The sequence below is a fragment of the Streptomyces sp. NPDC043685 genome, assembly GCF_056436585.1.
Genome location: NZ_JBWKCH010000004.1, coordinates 602,521 through 622,088 on the forward strand (window position 1 = coordinate 602,521; position 19,568 = coordinate 622,088).

The window sequence follows — 19,568 nt, forward strand, 5'->3', positions numbered from 1 at the left end:
CGGAAGCGGTACGGCAGGGGGACCATAGCTGACGGGTCGTCAGTTATCCAGGGGTGTCGGAGGCAATCCGCAGGGGGCGGCGCACGGTCCTCCGGGAGTGGCGACCACGTCGTCCGGCACCGGTCCCTCCCCTCGTGGGGACCGGTACCGAACGGTGGAGCTACCGTCGTCCGGTTCGGACGGAAGCAGTCCGGATGCGTGTGCCACTGCGTTCGGATCCTGCCATTTCCGGCCGTGGAGGAGGAGGTTCCGGCCTTCAGCGGACGGTATTGCCGCAGGTCAGCGATATAGAGTGAGTTTTCCGGTCCGGACGTCCAGGCGTGGAAGTGAGGAGCTGAGACCTTGAGTTCCGACTCGGGGGCACGCACCGCCTTCGCGGAACGCCTCGCGCTGCTGTACAAGGAAGCCGGGAACCCCCCTCTCAAGCGGGTGTCCGAGGCGGTCGTCCGTCTCCAGCGGGTCGACGAACGGGGGCGGCCGGTACGGGTGTCCGCCCAGCGCATCAGCGACTGGCGCCGGGCCCGGAACGTGCCCGCGCAGTTCCCCGCGCTCGCGGCGGTGCTGCACGTGCTGATCCCCGAGGCGCGGCGTGAGCGGCCCACGCCGGTCTCCCCGGGGCTGTACGACCTCGGCCAGTGGCAGCGGCTGTGGGAACGCGCGGTGGCCGACCCGGTCGCCGAGCGCCCCGCGGCGTCGGCGGCCGAGGAACGGCCCGCGGACGAGGCCGTGTCCGCGCCCGGCGGGGTGTGCCCGTACAGGGGTCTCGCCTCCTACCGCCGGGAGGACGCCCGCTGGTTCTTCGGCCGGGAGCGGAGCACGGACGCGCTCGTCACCCAGCTCGGGGCCGTCGCGGGATCGGGTGGCCTGGTCATGCTGGTGGGCGCCTCGGGGGCGGGCAAGTCCTCGCTGCTGAACGCCGGTCTGGTGCCCGCCCTGCGGGACGGCGCGCTGAGTGACGACGGCGACCGTGGCGACCGTGGCGGGGGTGGCAGGGGTGGTGGGGCTGACGGTGGTGGCAGCGGTGACGGCGGTGACGCCCATGGTCGTGGCGGTGCCCGAGCGCGGGAGGTCGTACAGCTCGTTCCGGGCGGTGATCCGCTGGCGGAGCTGATCCGGTGCATACCCGAGCTGGCGCCCGTCGTCTCGGCCCGGACCCCGCCACGCTCTTCCGTAGCCGGCTCCGGCCTCTCTGCACCTGGCCCGGGCCCTTCCGTGAATGGCCCGGGCCTCTCCGCACCCGACTCCGCCCCCTCCGCCCCCGCCCCCAACCCCTCCGCACCCGACTCCGCCCCCTCCACCCCTGCCCCCCACCCCGCCGCACCAGCCCCCGGCACCCCCTCCTTCACCCGTGCCGTCCGCGCCGCCGTCGGCGCCTGGGCCCGGCGCGAAGCGCCCTCCGGGGTCCGCCCGGTCGTCATCGTGGACCAGTTCGAGGAGACCTTCACCCTCTGCCCCGACGAGGCGGACCGGCGCGCTTTCATCGCGGCCCTGCACGCCGCCTGCTCCCCCGCCGGCCCGGGCGAACCGGCCCCGGCGATCGTGGTGCTGGGCATCCGCGCCGACTTCTACGACCGCTGCCTGAGGTACCCCGAGCTGGCCGACGCGCTCCAGCACCGGCACATGGTGCTCGGGCCGCTGACCAGCGCGGAGCTGCGCGAGGCGGTGACCGGTCCGGCCAAGGCCGTCGGCCTGGAGCTGGAACCGGGCCTGGCGGAGCTGATCATCCGGGAGGTCAGTGCCGACGGCCCGCGCGGGGCGCACGACGCCGGTGTGCTGCCGCTCCTCTCGCACGCCTTGCTCGCCACCTGGCAGCGCAGGAAGGCGGGGCGGCTCACCCTGGCCGGCTACCGCGCGGCCGGCGGCATCCAGGGCGCGGTCGCGGCCACCGCCGAGCGTGCCTGGACCGGCCTCGACCCGGCCGCGCGCACGGCGGCCAGGCTGCTGCTGCTCCGCCTGGTCCGGCTGGGCGAGGACACCCAGGCCACGCGCCGGCGCGGCACCCGGCGGCAGCTGGAGCAGGAGTCGGCCGACCCCTGCAAGACGGAGGAGTCCCTCGAAGCGCTGGTCCGCGCCCGGCTGGTGACGCTCGACGCGGAGACCGTGGAGATCACCCACGAGGCGCTGCTGCACGCCTGGCCGCGGCTGCGCGACTGGATCGACGAGGACCGGCAGGGCAACCTGCTGCGCCAGCGCCTGGAGGAGGACGGCCGGGCCTGGGAGGAGTCCGGACGGGACACCTCGCTGCTGTACCGGGGTTCCCGGCTGGAACAGGCGGACGGCTGGGCGCGGTCCGCCGGGGACACGTTCCTGACCCGCAGCGCGGTGGAGTTCCTGGCCGCCTCGGTCCGGCTGCGCCGGCGGATCACCTGGATCAGCCGGGGCGCGGTGGCGACCCTGGTGGTGCTGGCGTTGCTGGCCGTCGGGTCGGCCGTGGTCGCCTGGAAGCAGCGGGACGAGGCCGTCTTCGAGCAGGTGCTCGCCCAGTCCGACCGGCTGCAGGACACGGATCCGTCGCTGTCCGCGCAGCTCGACCTGGTGGCGCACCGGCTGCGGCCGGACGACAAGGGCGCGACCAGCCGGCTGATCTCCATCGTGAACGCCCCGCTGTCCACGCCCCTGACCGGTCATTCGGGCGCCGTCTACCTCACCACCTTCAGCCCGGACGGGCAGGTCCTGGCCACCGCCAGCTACGACCGGACCGTACGGCTGTGGGACGTCTCCGACCCCGAGCGGCCGAAGCCCCTGGGCAAGCCCCTCACGGGTCATACGAGCTGGGTGAGCAGCGCGGTCTTCAGCCCGGACGGCCGTACCCTCGCCAGTGCCTCCGACGACGGCACCGTGCGGCTCTGGGACGTGACCGACCCCGCGCACCCGAAGTCGCTGGGCGCGCCCCTGACCGGCCACGACGGCACGATCTACCTGATCGCCTTCAGCCCGGACGGACGCACCCTGGCCTCCGCGGGCGACGATCACACCGTGCGGCTGTGGGACGTGGCCGACCCGCGCCGGCCGCGGGCGCTGGGCGATCCGCTGACCGGTCACCGCAGCGCCGTGCGGTCGGTGGCGTTCAGCCCGGACGGCCGGACGCTGGCAGCGGGCGGCGACGACGGCACGATCCGGATGTGGGACGTGTCCGAGCCCGGCCGTCCGGAGCCCGCCGGGGCACCGCTGACCGGCCACACCACCACCGTGCACTCCGTGGCCTTCAGCCCCGACGGCCGCACCCTGGCCAGCGGCAGCGCGGACGGCACCGTACGGCTGTGGAACACGGCGAGCCCGGGCCGCCCGACCGCGATCGGCGCGCCGCTGACCGGCCACACCGGGCCGGTCTGGTCCGTGTCCTTCAGCCCCGACGGGAACATGCTCGCCGCGGCCAGCGCGGACAGTACGGCGAGCCTGTGGAAGGTCAGTGATCCGCAGTACCCGTCGCAGGTGGGCGGGCCCCTCGCGGGCAGCAGCGGCGAGATGTACGCGCTCGGCTTCAGCCCGGACGGGCGCACCCTCGCGACAGGGGCGGGCGACAACAAGGTCCGCCTGTGGTCGCTGCCGATGTCGGACATGGTCGGCCGGACCGGAGTGTTCCGGCCGGACGGGCAGGTGCTCGCGACGGCGGCCCGGGACGGGCGGATCCGGCTGTGGGACGTGCGGGCGCCCGGCCGGCCGGTCCGGATGGGAGAACCGTTTCGCCCGCGGAAGGGCGCCGTGCGCTCACTGGAGTTCGCCCCGGACGGGCGCACGCTGGCGGTCGTGACGGAGGGCCGGGCCGTGGAACTGTGGAACGTCGCCGACCCCGCACGCCCCGTCCCGTACGGCTCTCCCTCCCCGCTGCGGATCCGGTACGCCGACCCGCTGGCGTTCAGCCCGGACGGGCGGGTCCTGGCCACGGCCTACGACGACCGCACCATCCAGCTGTGGAACGTCGCCGACCCGTCCCGTCCGCGCCCGTTCGGCACGCCTCTCACCGGTCACAAGGGCTACGTCAACCACCTCGTCTTCAGCCCGGACGGCCGCACCCTGGCCAGCGGCAGCGCGGACGGCACCATCCGGCTGTGGGACGTGTCCGACCCCGGCCGGGTGACCCTGATCGGGGCGCCGCTGCGGGGCCACCTCGGAGCGGTCAACGCCCTCGCCTACAGCCGGGACGGGCGCACGCTGGCCAGCGCGGGCGACGACAACTCGGTCCGCCTCTGGGACCTCACCGACCTCGACGAGGTCTCCGAGGAGGCGCGGCTCACCGGTCACACGGAGGCGGTCGTGTCGCTGACGTTCAGCCGGGACGGGCGCACCCTGGCCAGCGGCGGCAACGACAGCACCGTGCGGCTGTGGGACGTCTCGGACCCCGCGCACGCCACGGCGATCGGCCCGTCGATGAGCCCCGACGCCACGACCGGCAACTTCCTGGCGTTCAGCCCGAACAGCCACATGCTCGGGGTGTCGAGCGGCGCGGACACCGTCCGGCTGTGGAACCTCGACGTCGACGCGGCGGCCCGCCGTGTCTGCTCGATGACCCGGGGTGTGCTGACGCCGGACACCTGGCGGGAGTACCTGCCCCGGCTCTCCTACGATCCGCCGTGCGACGACTGACCGCTGTCCGGCTCAACACCGGGAGTAATAAAGGGAGTTGAGTGAGACGAGTCACAACCGGGCCTTTCCTGACGGTCAGTCGGCTCGGGGTGGGCAAGCGCTTGTTACCCTTGGCCATAGCCCGACCGCTGGTGCATCCCCCGTCGCCAGCGGTCGGGCCTTGCTTTTCAGCGCAGGTCCAGGCGCATCAGAATGCGGGGGTGGCCGGCCAGGACCGAGGTCGTGTCGGCCGCGTGGGTGAAGCCGGCGCGTTCGAAGTTCTTCCGCAGTCCGGCGTAGGCCATCGTCAGGTCGACCCTGGCGTCCCCGTTGTCCAGGGGGTACGCCTCGATCGCCGGGGCGCCCCGGTCCCGGGCGAACGCGACGGCGCCGGCGATGAGGGCGTGCGAGATGCCCTGCTTGCGGTGGCCGGGGCGGACCCGGACGCACCAAAGCGACCAGACGGGCAGGTCGTCGAGGTGCGGGATCTTGCGGTTGCGGGCGAAGGAGGTCTCCGCGCGCGGGGCGACGGCGGCCCAGCCGACCGGTTCGTCACCGTCGTAGGCGAGCACACCCGGGGGCGGCTCCGCGCGGCACAGCCGCTCGACGTACTCCCCGCGGGCGGGTCCGCGCAGTTCGTTGTTGAGCCGGGAGGGGATCCGGTAGCTCAGGCACCAGCAGACGTTCGCCCGGGCCGACTTCGGCCCGATCACGGCCCGGACGTCCTCGAAGACCGTGGCCGGACGAACATCGATGCTCATGCCCCCACGATGCCACGCCCCCGACACCCACGCCCCGAGGACGGGGTCATGGCCCGGGGACGGACCACCCGGGCCGCCCGGCGCCCACCGGGACGCTCCCGGGACTCACGCGGCCGCCGCTCGCAGCAGGCGCAGCCGCAGATGGCCGATCTCCGTCACGCTCCGGGCGACGCCGCACTCGTCGGACGAGCCTGCGCGAGCACCGGGGCGTCGTCCCGGGCCAGTGCCGCCCAGTCGAGGTCCCGCAGCCCGGGCTCCGCGTCGCAGCCCGCGGGCAGGCGGGGCGTGGACTGGAACCAGACGACCGTCAGTCGCGAGCGGCAGGAGACCGGGTCGCCGGCCGGGTCCAGGGCCGTCGAGCGGAACGTGCCGAGGCAGGCCACCGCGGGCAGCACCTCGACCGGCCCGAGGCCGCCCGCGTACTGGTCGGGGTACTCGCGCCGCGGCGCGACGAGGTGCACCGGCGTGCCCGGGCGGAGGCGCTCGGCGGCGTGCAGGAGGCCCCGGATCCGCAGGTCGTTCAGCGGCTTGCAGGGATAGCCCTCCAGCATGTCGCCGTACGTCGACGAGAACCGCAGGTCGGCGAGGTCCACCGAGCGGCCGGAGGCCAGGACGAGGCGGGCGAGCGCCAGGGCCGGTGGGATGGCGTGCTGTCGCATGGGGGTCTTCCGGTGCTCAGGGACGGGGCCGTGCGGGTCGTGCTCACGGCCGGTGCCCGGTCATCCGTGCCGCCGAGGCGATCGTGGTCCGGGCCTCCCGCTCGGTCAGGCCGGTGTGCAGGGCCGCGTCGACCAGGGGGGTCACCAGCGCCGGGCCGATGCCGCCCTCGTAGGCCCGGCAGGCCGCCCAGAACAGGCGGGTGTTGCGCTGGCCCTCGTGCGCGGCCAGGACGAACTGGACCAGGCCCTGGCCGTGCCCGTCGGCCGGGGACGGTGCCGGGTGGTGGGCGGCGCGGGGCGGCGGGAGCAGCAGCCGCAGGAGCGAGCGGGGGCAGGGGGCCGGGGGCAGGTGCGCGGTGCCCGGGGCGGCGGCGTAGACGCCCTGGGCCGTGCGGGAGCCGGGTCCGACGAGGTAGCCGCCGGCGCCCCGGATGTCGATGCCGGGGGCGAGCCGGCCCGCCGAGTTGGGCACGACCACCTCGGGCGGGCCGCTCAGCCACAGATGACGCCCGCCGGACGGGGTCACGACGACCACTGTCGGCGGGATGGTGAACAGGTGCCGCAGGGCCAGCTCGCGCAGGGCGGCCGAGGAGTCCGTGCCGGTCTTCACGTCCAGGTCGAGGCCGATGAGGTGGTGCGGGGGCAGCCCGCAGGCGATGCCGTAACCGGTCGCCCAGGGGGCGGCGGCGAACAGCTCGCGGATGCGCTCCGGGTCGCTGGAGGCGTCGTGGACCCCGTGCCCGAGGCGGCCGCACTCGCCGTGGCAGGGGGAGGGGTCGGGGTCGTCGCGGTGGGGGGAGCGCAGGGCGGGGAGCTTGGTGCGGGACAGGGGCAGGACGGCCAGTCCGCGTTCGGCGGCTGACAGGGCGTGTGCGAGGGCCAGCGTCGTGGCCTGCCGGTCGGTGGTGGCCATGGCTCTAGTTTCGTACGTACGTTCGAAAAAGGAAAGAGGGAACGGGTGCGACGCGCCGAGGGCCCTGGGGTCGGTCGAAAACTGCGGGAACGCTTCATCCCTTGCGGCACCCGGGTTCGAACGCCCCCTTACGCCCCCATCCGGTACGGAAGTGACGCATAGGGGTTTATCGACTTGTCCTCACGCTTGCGTGCGAATAGCCGCTTCCGGTGTGGTTCGCCGGGGATTCGGTGGGCAACTCTGGACTCGCGACGTCGAGCACCGCACCGGGGCGGCCGGCCAACTTCCCCGGTGACAGCAGTGGTTCACGCACGACTCGGCCCTGAGCCGGCGCGTGCTCGGTTCGACAGGTCCTGGAGGGACAACAACCATGGCAAGCATCCGTACCGCCCGCGTCATCGCGGCCGTCTCCGCCCTTCCGCTCGCAGCCGCCCTCTTCGCCGGTGTCGCGGCGGCGGACAACGGCGCCTTCGCGGACGACGGATCCATCGCGTCCGTCACCGAGGCCGAGCAGGGCATCCTCGGCAGCGGCGTGGGCGGTGACAACTTCGGCAACGCGGCCACCACCCAGCAACAGGCCGTCGGGGAGGGCGCCTCGAACCAGAGCAACACCGCCCAGGTCAACGGCTCGGAGTTCACGGCCGTCAACCAGGGCAACGCCAACACGGCCATCAGCTTCGCCCCGCTGTGGTGGTGAGCTGACCGGGCCGGTGCGGGGCATCGGCCCGGGTGTTCGTGGGGGGTGTGTCGTGGGGTGACAAGCGTCTGAGCGGCGGTGCTCCGGTACCGCCGCTCAGACGTTTTCGCGCCCTGAAGCCCTTGACGGAGGCCCGTATCTGACGGACAGTCAGAAACCGTGAGCGGTGAGCCGGAGGTCCACGAGGGGTTCGAGGCGCGCCTGAAGGCCTACGAGGGCCTCCCGGCGGCCGCCACCGGCGTGGGCCGGGACCCCGTCAACGAGCCGATGATCAGGCACTGGTGCGAGGCCATGGGCGACACGAACCCCGCGTACACGGGCCCGGACGCCATCGCCCCGCCCACCATGCTCCAGGCCTGGACCATGGCCGGACTCACCCGCCGCCCCGAACGCACGGCCGCCTACGACGAACTCCTCGCCCTGCTCGACGAGTCGGGCCACGACGCCGTCGTCGCCACCGACTGCGAGCAGGAGTACCTGCGCCCGCTGCGCCCCGGCGACGAGATCACCTTCGACGCGGTGATCGAGTCGGTGTCCGGCCGCAAGTCCACGAAACTGGGGGCGGGTTACTTCGTCACGACCCGTACGGACGTCCGCGCGGGCGGAGAACTCGCCGGGACCTACCGCTTCCGCATCCTCAAGTACGCCCCCGCACAGCGGCCTTCGCGACCGGCCGAGCGCCGCCCCCGGCCCGTCGTCAACCGCGACAACGCCGGCTTCTGGGAGGGCGTGGCCCGCCACGAACTGCTCATTCAGCGCTGCGCCGCCTGCGCCACCCTGCGTTTCCCCTGGCTGCCGGGCTGCAACGGCTGCGGCTCGCCCGACTGGGACACCGTCGGGGCGAGCGGCGAGGGCACGGTCTACTCCTACGTGGTGCTGCACCACCCGCCCTTCCCGGCCTTCGAACCGCCCTACGCGGTCGGGCTGATCGAGCTGGCGGAGGGCGTGCGGATCGTCAGCAACGTCATCGGGGTGCCGTACGACGAGGTGCGGATCGGCCTGCCGGTGCGGCTGGAGTTCCGGCGGTACGACGACGAGCTGGTGCTGCCCGTCTTCCGGGCGGTGACGCCGTGAAGGCCGGTGACCGCCTGCCGCCCCTGGAGATCGCCGTCACCCGGACCCTGATCGTCGCCGGGGCCATCGCCTCGCGCGACTACCAGGACGTCCACCACGACCCGGACCTCGCCCGGCGGAAGGGCTCCCCCGACATCTTCATGAACATCCTGACGACCAACGGCCTGGTCGGGCGCTACATCACCGACCACTTCGGCCCCCGGGCCGTGCTGCGCCGGGTGGCCATCCGGCTCGGTGCGCCCAACCACCCCGGCGACACCCTGGTGCTGACCGGCACGGTCGAGGAGGTCGACGGCGACACGGCGACGGTCCGGATCGTCGGCGCGAACGGCCTCGGCACACACGTCACGGGCACGGTGACGGTGAGGGTCCCGGCATGAGCCTTCGAAGACGGGACGGTCTCGGCGGGCGCGCGGCCGTCGTCGGGGTGGGGGCCACCGAGTTCTCCAAGGACTCGGGGCGCAGCGAACTGCGCCTGGCCGTCGAGGCGGTGCACGCGGCTCTCGCGGACGCGGGGCTGAGCCCGTCCGACGTCGACGGGATGGTCACCTTCACCATGGACACCAGTCCCGAGATCACCGTCGCCCAGGCGGCCGGCATCGGGGAGCTGTCCTTCTTCTCCCGGATCCACTACGGCGGCGGCGCGGCCTGCGCCACCGTCCAGCAGGCCGCCCTGGCCGTCACGGCGGGCGTGGCCGACGTGGTCGTCTGCTACCGCGCGTTCAACGAGCGCTCGGGCCGCCGCTTCGGCTCCGGGGTGCGGCACCGGGAACCGTCGGCGGAGGGGGCGGCCCTCGGCTGGTCGCTGCCGTTCGGCCTGCTCACCCCGGCCTCCTGGGCGGCGATGGCGGCCCGGCGCTACCTCCACGCCTACGGGCTCAGCCCGGAGGCGTTCGGGCACGTGGCCGTCGCCGGCCGCAAGCACGCGGCGACCAACCCGGCGGCCTGGTTCCACGGCCGGCCGATCACCCTCGCCGACCACGCCGCCTCGCGCTGGATCGTCGAACCGCTGCGGCTGCTCGACTGCTGCCAGGAGACCGACGGCGGGCAGGCCCTGGTCGTCACCTCCGCCGAACGGGCCCGCGACCTGCCCCACCCGCCCGCCGTGATCGCCGCGGCCGCCCAGGGCTCCGGCCGCGCCCAGGAGCAGATGACCAGCTTCTACCGCGACGACCTGACCGGCCTGCCCGAGACGGCGGTCGTCGCCCGGCAGCTGTGGCGGACCTCGGGGCTCGCGCCCGCGGACATCGACGTGGGGATCCTCTACGACCACTTCACGCCGTTCGTGCTGACGCAGCTGGAGGAGTTCGGCTTCTGCGGCCCGGGCGAGGCGGCGGACTTCGTGGCCGAGGAGCGCCTGCCCCTCAACACGCACGGCGGGCAGCTCGGGGAGGCGTACCTGCACGGCATGAACGGCATCGCGGAGGCCGTCCGGCAGATCAGGGGCACGGCCGCGAACCCGGTACCGGGTGCGGAGCGGGTCCTGGTGACGGCCGGGACGGGTGTGCCCACGTCCGGACTGGTCCTGACCGCCGACCCTCAGGGGTGAACCCGCAGTACCACGGGCCCTGCGCTCCACCTGGAGGAGGTGCGGTGAGCCCTACCCGTACAACCTGAGGGGGACCCTGCTTCGGGACCTGCGGGCGATCCGCCGGCCATGCCGTCGCTCATAGCGTGGAGCCATGACCACACTCGTCTGCACGAGCGCTTCGAAGGCGGCCGGACCAGCGGCGCAGACCCTTCCGTACCCGTCGTTCTCGTCGTACGTCAGGGCCCGCCAGCCGGTGCTGCTGCGTACCGCCCGCTCGCTCACCGGCAACCCGAGCGACGCGGAGGACCTGCTGCAGACCGCCCTCACCAAGACGTACGTCGCCTGGGAGCGCATCGAGGACCACCGCGCCCTCGACGGTTACGTCCGCCGGGCGCTGCTGAACACCCGGACCTCGCAGTGGCGCAAGCGCAAGGTGGACGAGTTCGCCTGCGACGAGCTGCCCGAGCCGGACCCGGTCCCGGCCGGTGACGACCCCGCCGAGCAGCAGGCGCTGCGCGACGCGATGTGGCGCGCGGTCATGCGGCTGCCCGCCCGGCAGCGGGCGATGGTGGTCCTCAGGTACTACGAGGACCTCAGCGAGGTCCAGACGGCCGAGCTGCTCGGCGTCTCGGTGGGCACGGTGAAGTCGGCCGTCTCCCGGGCGCTCGGCAAGCTCCGCGAGGACGCTGAGCTGGGGCTTGTCCGCCAGTGAGGCGACGATCCACCCGGCTGTGAGCTGCCCTACCGGCATGGCGTGATCTGATCGATCGCCCGTCCCTAGTGACATACCGCGCGGTATGTGCGCAGAATCAGCGCAACTCTTACCACCGCGCAGGCAATGTCGCCCCGGGAGGACGCCGTGCTGAGCACCATGCAGGACGTACCGCTGCTGATCTCGAGGATCCTGACCCACGGGTCGACGGTCCACGGGACATCGCAGGTGACCACCTGGACCGGTGAGGACGAGCCGCACCGCCGCTCCTTCGCCGAGATCGGCGCCCGCGCGGCCCAGCTGGCCCACGCCCTGCGGGACGACCTCGGCGTCACCGGCGACGAGCGCGTCGCGACCCTCGCCTGGAACAACGCGGAGCATGTCGAGGCCTACTTCGCCATCCCGTCCATGGGCGCGGTCCTGCACACCCTGAACCTCCGCCTCCCGCCCGAGCAGCTGGCCTGGATCGTCAACCACGCCGCCGACCGCGTGATCATCGCCAACGGTTCGCTGCTCCCCCTGCTCGCGCCGCTGCTGCCGCACCTGAAGCCGGTCGAGCACGTGGTCGTCACCGGCCCCGGAGACCGTTCCCTCCTCGCCGGCGCGTCCGTCCGCGTCCACGAGTACGAGGACCTGATCGCCGGCAAGCCGACCGCGTACGACTGGCCCGAGCTGGACGAACGCCAGGCCGCCGCCATGTGCTACACCTCCGGCACCACCGGCGACCCCAAGGGCGTGGTCTACAGCCACCGCTCCATCTACCTGCACTCCATGCAGGTCAACATGGCCCAGTCGATGGGCCTCACCGACCAGGACACCTCCCTGGTCGTCGTCCCCCAGTTCCACGTGAACGCCTGGGGCCTGCCGCACGCGACCTTCATGACCGGTGTGAACCTGCTGATGCCGGACCGCTTCCTCCAGCCGGGCCCGCTCGCCGCGATGATCGAGAGCGAGAAGCCGACCCACGCCGCCGCCGTGCCCACCATCTGGCAGGGCCTGCTCGCCGAGCTGACGGCGAACCCCCGCGACGTCGCCTCCCTCGGCCAGGTCACCATCGGCGGCTCGGCCTGCCCGCCCTCGCTGATGGAGGCCTTCGACAAGCTCGGCATGCGCGTCTGTCACGCCTGGGGCATGACCGAGACGTCCCCGCTGGGCACGGTGGCCCGTCCGCCGGCCGCCGCGGTCGGCACCGACGAGGAGTTCGCCTACCGCCTCACCCAGGGCCGTTTCCCGGCCGGTGTCGAGGCCCGGCTGACCGGCCCCGGCGGCGAACGCCTGCCCTGGGACGGCGAGTCCGCCGGTGAGCTGGAGGTGCGCGGCCCCTGGATCGCGGGCGCCTACTACAACGGCCCCGACGCCGAGCCGCTGCGCCCCGCCGACAAGTTCAGCGAGGACGGCTGGCTCAAGACGGGCGACGTCGGCACCATCTCCGCCGACGGCTACCTCACCCTCACCGACCGCGCCAAGGACGTCATCAAGTCCGGTGGCGAGTGGATCTCGTCGGTGGAGCTGGAGAACGCGCTGATGTCCCACCCGGACGTCGCCGAGGCGGCCGTCGTCGCCGTGCCGGACGACAAGTGGGGCGAGCGCCCCCTGGCCACGGTCGTGCTCAAGGAGGGCGCCTCCGTCGGCTTCGAGTCGCTGCGCGGCTTCCTCGCCGACGAGGGCAAGATCGCCAAGTGGCAGCTGCCGGAGCGCTGGACGATCATCGAGTCGGTCCCGAAGACGAGCGTCGGCAAGTTCGACAAGAAGGTGCTGCGCAGGCAGTACGCCCAGGGGGAGCTGGACATCACCCGGCTCTGACGGGCCGGGGGACCGCCGTACGGCAGTGTTTCACCGTCGTACGGCGGTCACGCTCCAGCCCAGCAGCAGCCACAGCCCCGCCACCGCGCACACCCCGTCCCAGCCGAAGTGGCCGTAGGCGGCGCCCGCGAGGGCCGAGGCGGTGGCGCCGCCCGCGAAACCGGCGACCACATAGGCGGTGTTGGCGGTGGCCGGGGTGGCGGTCGCGGTCAGGGCCAGGGTCTGGTTGGCGACGTGGGAGGCCACCAGCGCCGCGTGGATCGCGACCGCGGCGGCGAACAGGGCGCCCAGCACCTGCCCGCCCAGCCAGAACAGCGGCACCGACACGGCCGCGACCAGATACGCCGACCGCACCACCCGGGTCGCGCCGAACCGGTCCACGAACCCGCCGGCCAGCGGCGCCACCGCACTCGCGGTCAGCCCGAACAGCCCGAACAACCCGGCGGTCGCGGTGGACAGACCGTAGGCGGGCCCGGTCAGCAGCACGGCGAGCGACGTCCACAGCGCGCTCCACGCCCCGAACATCCCGGCCTGGCGCACACACGCCCGCCACAGCTCCGGCGAGCCCCGCAGCACCGACGGCAGGGCGGCCAGCCCCGAGAACAGCGAGCCCTCCCTGCTGCGCCGCGACGGCAGGACGGCCGCCGTCGCGAGCCCCAGGGCCAGTGTCAGCACGGCGGCACCCGCGAACACCCAGCGCCAGCCGAAGGCCTGCCCGGCCAGCCCGCCCAGCACCCGGGCCCCGACGATGCCGGTGAACAGGCCCGCGATGACCGCGGCGACATGACGGGCGCGCCGCTCGGCCGGGGCCCGTTCGGCGACCAGCGGCACGAGCAGCTGCGGGACGACCGTCGCCGCCGAGGCGACGAACACGGCGGCCGCGAGGATCCCGGCTCCCGGGGCGAGGGCGCTGGCCGCCAGCGCCAGGGCGGTCACCATGGTGAGTCCGGCGACCAGCCGGCGGCGGTTGACGCTGTCGCCGAGCGGGGCGAAGAACAGCAGGCCGACCGCGTAGCCGAGCTGCGCGACGGAGGCGATCCAGGCGAGGGCCGAGGGCGTCGAACCGAAGTCGCGGGCCATCAGGGACAGCAGTGGCGCGGCCAGGTAGATGTTGGCGGCGGTGACCGCGCTGCACACCGCGAGCAGGGTGAGGAAGAGACCGGGGGAGGGCGTGCGCGGCGGTCGCGCCGGGGCCCGGCCGGTCCGGGGGGAGGTGATCGTGGTGGTCGCTGACGGCATGAGGGAGGGCTCCCTGGAGTCGGCTCTAACAACTAACTGGTTGGTTGGATAACCGGGCAACAGTCTGGGCCGCCCCTCCATTCCCTGTCAACCAAACGGTTGGTTACCCGGGCGCGCTACCCTCTCCCCCATGGCAGCAAGGGACCCCGAGGCCACCAAGGCCCGGATCTTCGAGGCGGCGGTCGCCGAGTTCGCACGGCACGGCATCGCCGGCGCCCGCATCGACCGCATCGCAGCCGAGGCGAAGGCCAACAAGCAGCTGATCTACGCCTACTTCGGCAACAAGGCCGAGCTCTTCGCGATCGTCCTCGAACGCAAGATGCTCCACCTCGCCGAGGCCGTCCCCGTCGACCCCGACGACATCGAGGGCTGGATCGACCGGCTGATGGACTACCACGCCGCCCACCCCGAGCTGCTGCGCCTGCTCTTCTGGGAGGGCCTGGAGTACGGCAGCGCCGAGCTGCCCCACGAGTCCGACCGCCAGGAGCACTACGCCCGCAAGGTCGCCGCCCTGCGCGACGGCCAGGAGCGGGGCGTCGTCACCGACGCGATCCCGCCCGCCGACCTGCTGTTCCTGCTGACCGCCCTGGCCAACTGGACGGCCGTCGTCCCGCAGATGCGGCGCATCCTGGTCGGCGGCGGCGAGCCCGACCGGGAGCGGCTGCGCGCCTCGGTGAAGGAGGCGGCGCGCCGCCTGACGGCCCGCTGAGCCCTAGTTGGTGCCGATCCGGCTGAGCAGTTCGACGATCCGGGACTGCACCTCGCCGCTGGTCGACCGCTCCGCGAGGAACAGCACCGTCTCGCCGGACGCCAGCCGCGGCAGGTCCGCCTGGTCGACGGCGGCGGTGTAGACGACGAGCGGGGTGCGGTTGAGCTGCCCGTTCGCCCGCAGCCAGTCCACGATCCCGGCCTGCCGCCGGTGCACCTGGAGCAGATCCATCACGACCAGGTTCGGCCGGAACTGCCCCGCCAGCATCACCGCGTCCGCGTCGCTCGCGGCCCGCGCGACCTGCATCCCGCGCCGCTCCAGGGTCGCCGTCAGCGCCAGCGCGATCTCCGCGTGCTCCTCGATCAGCAGCACGCGCGGCGGGTGCTGCTCGCTGTCGCGCGGCGCCAGCGCCTTCAACAGCACGGCCGGATCGGCCCCGTACGCCGCGTCCCGCGAGGCCTGCCCGAGCCCGGCCGTGACCAGCACGGGCACCTCGGCCGCCACCGCGGCCTGCCGCAGCGACTGGAGCGCCGTCCGCGTGATCGGCCCGGTCAGCGGGTCGACGAACAGCGCGGCCGGGAACGCCGCGATCTGCGCGTCGACCTCCTCGCGCGAGTTCACGATCACCGGCCGGTAGCCACGGTCGCTCAGCGCCTGCTGCGTACTGACGTCCGGCGCGGGCCACACCAGCAGCCGCCGCGGATTGTCCAGCGGCTCGGGCGGCAGCTCGTCGTCCATCGGCTGCGGCCGGGGCGGATCGGCCACCTCGACGGCCCCGCCGGGACCGTCCAGCGGCTCGGGCCCTTCGGCGGCGTTCTCGTCCGGCGCGCCTATGGCGTACGAACGTCCGCCGCCCTCGGTCATCGGCGCGAGCCGCGACTGACCGGCGAGGGACGGCTGCGCCGGCATCGGAGCGCCGGCCGGGGCGGGCACCTGCGCGGAGAGCGGTGGCGGCGTGTGCTCGGCGGCCGGATGCGACCGCGCGGCCTGCTCCGGGCGGGGTCCCCGCTCCGCCGGACGCGGCTGCCCCTGCTCAGGGCGGGCCGCCTGGTCCGCGCGCGTCGCCGGGTCGGGCGGCGTGCCGAGCTTGCGGCGCCGCCCCGATCCGCCCGGCTGGTGCGGGGGAGGCGTCGCCGACGGCTGCTGGACCTGGGCCGCCTGCCGGGTGAAGGGCACGCCCTGGCCGAGCGTACGCACGCTGATCGCCCGCCCCTGGGTCGAGTTGGGGTCCACGGGCGCGGCGGCCTCGGCGGGCAACGGCTGGGCCGCCCGCTGCACACCCTCGGGCGGCAGCGGGGTGCCCGGCGCGGGGGTGTGCTGCTGCGGGGCCCTGGACGGCGTGCCGTTCGGGGGCGCGGGGTGCACGGCACCGGCTGCCGTGTCGTCGGCGGCGGGCCAGGGCGGGGAGGCCGGGGCACCGGCCTGCGGCGGAGTGCCGTGGGCGTTCGTGCCGTGGGCCGGAGTGCCGTGGGCGTTCGTGCCCTGGGCGGGTGTGCCCGGCTGGGGGGCGCCTTGGTTCGGGGTGCCTTGGTTCGGGGTGCCCTGGCTCGGGGCGCCCTGAGCCGCTGCGCCCTGTCCGGGAGCGGACTCCGCGGGGAGCGGCAGAGCGGCGGACGCGTGCTGGCCGGGTGCGGCGACGCCTTGCGGCGGCAGCGGCTGCGCCGGGGCCGGAGGCTGCAGGGCATGCCCGGGGAGCGCGGCCTGCACGCTGTGTCCGAGACCGCCCTGCGCCGGGACGGACACCGCCTGCGGGGCTGCGGCGAGACCCCCGGGCGGGACGGCGGCACCTTGCGGGTGGGTGCCCTGCGGGGCGGCCCCTTGAGGGACGTTCCCGTGCGGAACACCGCCCTGCGGAGGTACGGCGTCGCCCTGCGGGTGAGCGGGGACCCCCGGCACCGGGACCGGAACGCCCTGCGGCGGAACGGCCGTGCCCGGGGGGACCGGGGCAGCGGCGGCCCCGGCCTGGACGGGCGCACCCTGGCCCGGCCCGGCCTGCGCCACCGGGACCTGCCCGGTGGTGTCCTGCTGCGCGGGACCTGCCTGCGCGGGACCTGCCGAGGCACCCGCGGGCACGGGCGTGCCAGGCACGGGCGCGACAGGTACGGCACCCGCCGGTCCCGTACCACCCGTCTGCTCACTGCTTCCCGGCGTCGGTGCCGCGGCCCCCTCGGCCGGCTGCGGCGTCGCGACCGCCCGTCGCCGGCGGCCGGTCGGCGCACTGGTGGGATGCGGCTGCGGCGGAGTGTGATCGGCGGACTGGTCGTGCGGCACGGCGTCGTGCCGCCCCTCCTCGACGCCCCCGTCACCGGCGCCGGCCGTACCGGGAGCCGCCCCGGCTGCCACCTGCGCTTGGCCCTGCACCTGTACCTGCGCCTGCGCCGGAACCTGCCCCTGGGCGGGCACACCACCCGGCGCACCCGCGGGCCGGTCCGCGACCGGCTGCCCCGGCCCGGACCGCGCCGCATCGGGAGCCGGTGCGGGGGCGGAAGCCGGGGACTGGTCGGCCTCGGCCGGCGGCAGCGCGAACACCGGGCGCGGCCCGGCGGCCTCCTGCGCGGCGGCCCGCTCGTTGGCGGCGGCCAGCGCACGCCGCCGGCGCCCGGTCGGCTGCTGAACCTGATCCTGGGCCGCGTCGGCAGCCGCCTCCGCAGACCCGGCGGCCTCACCGCCGCTCGACGCGGCGGGCAGGGCCGGCGGCAGCGCCGCCTGCTCCCCGGGCTCACGCCGGGCCCGCCGTCCGGACGGCGCGGGCACGCCCTGCGGCGGCACGGTCCCGCCCAGCCCCAAGTTGGAGGCGGCGGTCCCCGCCGCGTGCTCGGCGGCCGTCACCACGGCCCCCTCGGCGACTCCCTGGACGGCACTGCCGACGGCACCCGCCGCGGCGTCCTCGGCCGCGCGGCGCCGCCGCCCGGTACCGCCGGACGCGGCACCCTCACCGGACGCCTGCGCCGGAAGGGCGGCCGGTTCCCCGGCGGCCCGGCGCCTGCGCCGCCCGGTGGGAACGGCCCCGTCGGCTGCGGGAGCCTCGGCCCCGTCACCCTCACCGGTCGGAACGTCCCCGTCCAGGAAGGCGTCGGTGCTGGACCGCCGTGCCCGGCGCCGCCCCCCGGCGGAGCTCTGCTCGGCGGGGTCCACGAGGGCGACCGCGGCCGACTCGTTCACCGGCTGGGCGGCGACGGCCCCGGCCCCGCCCCCGATCGGCACCTCGAGGACGTACGCGCTGCCGCTCATCCCCGGCACGTCGTGCGTCTGCAGGACACCGCCGTGGGCCCGGACGATCCCGCGGACGATGGGCTCGTGCACGGTGTCGCCGCCGGCGTACGGCCCGCGCACCTCGATGCGGACGACCTCGCCGCGCTGCGCCGCCGCCACGACGACCGTGTTGTCCAGGTAACCGCCCGCCGACACGGGCGTGTTGCCGGTCGCGTCCACGCCCGCCACGTCCGCGACGAGATGCGCGAGGGCCGTGGCGAGCAGCCGGGGATCGACCTCGGCCTCGATGGGCGGGGCGTGCACGGCGAACTGCACCCGCCCGGGCCCGATGAGCTCGACGGCCCCGTCCACCCCGGCCGCGACGACGGCGTCCAGCATCACCTTCGTACGGGAGATGCCCTCGCTGCCCGCGTCGAGCCGCTGGTACCCGAGGACGTTGTCGATCAGCGTGGTGATGCGGGCGTAGCCGGCCGAGAGGTGGTGCAGCACCTGGTTGGCCTCGGGCCACAGCTGCCCCGCGTCGTCGGCGGCCAGCGCGGCCAGCTCGCGGCGCAGCTCCTCCAGCGGGCCGCGCAGCGACCGCCCGAGCAGGGTCAGCAACTGCTCGTGCCGTGCGGCGAGCGCCTCGAACCGGTCCTTCTCCCGCTCCCCGAGCGCGGCGTACCGCTCCTCGTTGGCGGCGAGTTCCTCGGCGTGCCGCTCGGTCAGCTCCTCGAGCTCGGTGACGTGCTGCTGGCGCAGCGCGGTCAGCTCGGAGGCGTGTTCCTCGGCGATCCGCTCCAGCTCCTCGGCGTGCCGCTTCTCCGCCTCTTCCTTCTCCTTGACGACGGCGTCGTACGGCCGCCGGTCGGTGAAGGTCATCACGGCGCCGACGAGCTGGTCGCCGTCGCGCACGGGCGCGGTCGTCAGGTCGACCGGCACCTTGCCGCCGTCCTTGGCGTACAGCACCTGGCCGCGCACCCGGTGCTTGCGCCCGGAGCGCAGGGTGTCGGCGAGCGGCGAGTCCTCGTAGGGGAAGGGCGAGCCGTCGGCGCGCGAGTGCAGCACGAGGTTGTGCAGTTCGCGCCCGCCGAGGTCGCTGGCGCGGAATCCCAGTATCTGGGCGGCGGCCGGATTGACCAGCACGATCCGCCCGTCGGTGTCGGTGCCGACGACGCCCTCGGCCGCGGCCCGCAGGATCATCTCGGTCTGCCGCTGCGAGCGGGCGAGCTCGGCCTCCGTGTCCACGGTCCCGGACAGGTCGCGCACGACGAGCATGAGCAGCTCGTCGCCGGTGTAGCCGTAACCGTCGTAGGCCTGCTGGCCGTTCTCCAGATTCGCACTGGTGACCTCGACGGGGAACTGGGTCCCGTCGGTCCTGCGCGCGATCATCCGGGTGGGCTTGGTCCGGGCGTGCGGATCGAGGTGTTCCGGGCGCCGCATGGAGCCGGGGATGAGCTTGGAGTCGAACTGGGGCAGCAGATCGAGCAGCCCGCGACCCACCAGAGCGGTCCCCGGGGTCTCGAAGGCCTCCAGGGCGATGGTGTTGGCGTTGACGACCGTGCCGTTGGCGTTGACCAGCACCAACGCGTCGGGAAGGGCGTCCAGTATGGCTGCGAGGCGAGCAGCGCCTCGGGATGGCCTGCTGCTCACGAGACGCTTCCTCCCTGTTACCGCACCTTGCCGACCGCTCGGGCCATCTTGCCAACCGTCCC

Annotated in this window: 13 protein-coding genes; 8 read left to right on the forward strand and 5 right to left on the reverse strand. The window is 74.4% G+C overall.

Annotated features, from left to right (window positions below):
• Window positions 1-342 precede the first annotated feature (342 nt).
• Window positions 343-4,584, forward strand: a complete 4,242-nt coding sequence (locus tag AC0665_RS16265; RefSeq protein ID WP_478705212.1) for an nSTAND1 domain-containing NTPase — start codon at window positions 343-345, stop codon at window positions 4,582-4,584.
• A gap of 167 nt (window positions 4,585-4,751) precedes the next feature.
• Here AC0665_RS16265 and AC0665_RS16270 read toward each other — a convergent pair whose 3' ends face one another.
• The 3 genes from AC0665_RS16270 to AC0665_RS16280 form a co-directional block, all read right to left on the reverse strand.
• Window positions 4,752-5,324, reverse strand: coding sequence for a GNAT family N-acetyltransferase (locus tag AC0665_RS16270; protein ID WP_468634424.1), 573 nt, complete (start codon window positions 5,322-5,324; stop codon window positions 4,752-4,754).
• A 155-nt stretch (window positions 5,325-5,479) separates the two neighbouring features.
• Complete coding sequence (locus tag AC0665_RS16275) at window positions 5,480-5,983, reverse strand: hypothetical protein (protein ID WP_478602955.1); 504 nt, start codon at window positions 5,981-5,983, stop codon at window positions 5,480-5,482.
• Window positions 5,984-6,026: 43 nt separating this feature from the next.
• Window positions 6,027-6,896: a bifunctional DNA primase/polymerase gene (locus AC0665_RS16280; RefSeq protein ID WP_478705213.1), complete on the reverse strand. Its 870-nt coding sequence runs from the start codon at window positions 6,894-6,896 to the stop codon at window positions 6,027-6,029.
• A 370-nt stretch (window positions 6,897-7,266) separates the two neighbouring features.
• Here AC0665_RS16280 and AC0665_RS16285 point away from each other — a divergent pair, with 370 nt between their 5' ends.
• The 6 genes from AC0665_RS16285 to AC0665_RS16310 all read left to right on the forward strand — a co-directional run bounded on the left by AC0665_RS16285 (window position 7,267) and on the right by AC0665_RS16310 (window position 12,713).
• Window positions 7,267-7,593, forward strand: a complete 327-nt coding sequence (locus tag AC0665_RS16285; protein WP_478602951.1) for a hypothetical protein — start codon at window positions 7,267-7,269, stop codon at window positions 7,591-7,593.
• Between the two features lie 159 nt (window positions 7,594-7,752).
• Window positions 7,753-8,667, forward strand: coding sequence for a bifunctional MaoC family dehydratase N-terminal/OB-fold nucleic acid binding domain-containing protein (locus AC0665_RS16290; protein ID WP_478705214.1), 915 nt, complete (start codon window positions 7,753-7,755; stop codon window positions 8,665-8,667).
• Window positions 8,664-9,047, forward strand: coding sequence for a MaoC family dehydratase (locus AC0665_RS16295; RefSeq protein ID WP_478602947.1), 384 nt, complete (start codon window positions 8,664-8,666; stop codon window positions 9,045-9,047). The genes AC0665_RS16290 and AC0665_RS16295 overlap by 4 nt, the downstream gene beginning before the upstream one ends.
• Window positions 9,044-10,216 carry a lipid-transfer protein gene (locus AC0665_RS16300; RefSeq protein ID WP_478602945.1) on the forward strand — a complete coding sequence of 391 codons (1,173 nt, stop codon included), beginning with the start codon at window positions 9,044-9,046 and terminating at the stop codon, window positions 10,214-10,216. The genes AC0665_RS16295 and AC0665_RS16300 overlap by 4 nt, the downstream gene beginning before the upstream one ends.
• A 133-nt stretch (window positions 10,217-10,349) precedes the next feature.
• The gene (locus AC0665_RS16305; protein ID WP_363121305.1) at window positions 10,350-10,910 is read left to right on the forward strand and encodes a SigE family RNA polymerase sigma factor; all 561 of its coding nucleotides are present in this window, start codon (window positions 10,350-10,352) and stop codon (window positions 10,908-10,910) included.
• A gap of 126 nt (window positions 10,911-11,036) precedes the next feature.
• Window positions 11,037-12,713 carry a long-chain fatty acid--CoA ligase gene (locus tag AC0665_RS16310; protein ID WP_468407880.1) on the forward strand — a complete coding sequence of 559 codons (1,677 nt, stop codon included), beginning with the start codon at window positions 11,037-11,039 and terminating at the stop codon, window positions 12,711-12,713.
• Window positions 12,714-12,743: 30 nt separating this feature from the next.
• Here the strand turns inward: AC0665_RS16310 and AC0665_RS16315 are convergent, their stop codons facing one another.
• Window positions 12,744-13,952 carry an MFS transporter gene (locus AC0665_RS16315; RefSeq protein ID WP_478602941.1) on the reverse strand — a complete coding sequence of 403 codons (1,209 nt, stop codon included), beginning with the start codon at window positions 13,950-13,952 and terminating at the stop codon, window positions 12,744-12,746.
• Between the two features lie 130 nt (window positions 13,953-14,082).
• On the opposite strand from AC0665_RS16315, the gene AC0665_RS16320 reads away from it, so the two are divergent.
• Window positions 14,083-14,661, forward strand: coding sequence for a TetR/AcrR family transcriptional regulator (locus AC0665_RS16320; RefSeq protein WP_478508486.1), 579 nt, complete (start codon window positions 14,083-14,085; stop codon window positions 14,659-14,661).
• Between the two features lie 3 nt (window positions 14,662-14,664).
• Here the strand turns inward: AC0665_RS16320 and AC0665_RS16325 are convergent, their stop codons facing one another.
• Window positions 14,665-19,506 carry a PAS domain-containing protein gene (locus AC0665_RS16325; RefSeq protein WP_478705215.1) on the reverse strand — a complete coding sequence of 1,614 codons (4,842 nt, stop codon included), beginning with the start codon at window positions 19,504-19,506 and terminating at the stop codon, window positions 14,665-14,667.
• Window positions 19,507-19,568: the final 62 nt, after the last annotated feature.

Coding starts and splice junctions, on each gene's coding strand:
- AC0665_RS16270 (WP_468634424.1), bottom strand. CDS start 5,324: ATGAGCATCGATGTTCGTCCGGCCACGGTCTTCGAGGACGTCCGGGCC.
- AC0665_RS16275 (WP_478602955.1), bottom strand. CDS start 5,983: ATGCGACAGCACGCCATCCCACCGGCCCTGGCGCTCGCCCGCCTCGTC.
- AC0665_RS16280 (WP_478705213.1), bottom strand. CDS start 6,896: ATGGCCACCACCGACCGGCAGGCCACGACGCTGGCCCTCGCACACGCC.
- AC0665_RS16285 (WP_478602951.1), top strand. CDS start 7,267: ATGGCAAGCATCCGTACCGCCCGCGTCATCGCGGCCGTCTCCGCCCTT.
- AC0665_RS16300 (WP_478602945.1), top strand. CDS start 9,044: ATGAGCCTTCGAAGACGGGACGGTCTCGGCGGGCGCGCGGCCGTCGTC.
- AC0665_RS16305 (WP_363121305.1), top strand. CDS start 10,350: ATGACCACACTCGTCTGCACGAGCGCTTCGAAGGCGGCCGGACCAGCG.
- AC0665_RS16310 (WP_468407880.1), top strand. CDS start 11,037: ATGTCGCCCCGGGAGGACGCCGTGCTGAGCACCATGCAGGACGTACCG.
- AC0665_RS16315 (WP_478602941.1), bottom strand. CDS start 13,952: ATGCCGTCAGCGACCACCACGATCACCTCCCCCCGGACCGGCCGGGCC.
- AC0665_RS16320 (WP_478508486.1), top strand. CDS start 14,083: ATGGCAGCAAGGGACCCCGAGGCCACCAAGGCCCGGATCTTCGAGGCG.